At 81.5% G+C, this 731-nt stretch carries 1 pseudogene; it reads left to right on the forward strand.

Features of this window, described 5'->3' with window-relative positions:
• Positions 1-112 precede the first annotated feature (112 nt).
• Positions 113-731 (forward strand): annotated as a pseudogene (locus tag ACWGE1_RS29680) (hypothetical protein); the annotation flags it as partial.

A 731-nucleotide genomic window follows, 5' to 3' on the forward strand; every position in this document is an offset into this window, starting at 1 on the left:
GCCCAACTCCGCCTCGCCGTCGCGCGCCACGGGCGGGAGCGGCGCTGCGGCCCCTGCCGCGCCCGGCCCCGCGCCGACTGCGCCGCGGTTCCCCCTGGTCCGCCGTATCGCGGTGGTCCCCGACACGTCGGCGATCCGGCGAGCGTCCGCTGGAGGTGCGTCCCGGTCCCCCTCCGGTCCGCACCTCCAGCGTGCCGCGGCCGACCCGTCCGGCTCCACGGGGCCCGCGTCCACCCCGGCGGCCGCAGCCGCCCGTCCCGGCCGCACGGGCGAGGAACCGCCCGCCGGCGGGACCCCCGGCACCGCCGTGGTCCGGCCACGCGCCGTCGGCCGCACCCTGACCGTCGCCCGGGTCCCTGCCGCGCCCCGGCGCCGCGTGCCCGTCGTCCGACCCGCCCCGGTCGCGCCCGTGCAGCGCGCGGGCGGACGCGCACCGCTCGGCACGCCCGCCACCGAACTGCCGTCCACGACCGCGCCGTCCGACCGCCCCGCAACGGCCTCCGCGACCGACCCGTCCATGCCGGTGGTCCAGCGCCAGGCGGACCATTCGGCCGAGGTCGCCGCCCCGGCCGCCCCGTCCATGCCGGTGGTCCGGCGCCAGGCGGAGCCGCCGGCCGATGCACAGCGCACGGGAAGCCGTCCGGCCACCCCCGCAGCAGCTCCCGCACCCGTGGCACCCGTGGTCCAGCGCCGCACCGAGCCCTCACCCTCCCGTGCAACCACCCCCGACG

This window comes from Streptomyces sp. NPDC054932 (genome assembly GCF_053610205.1).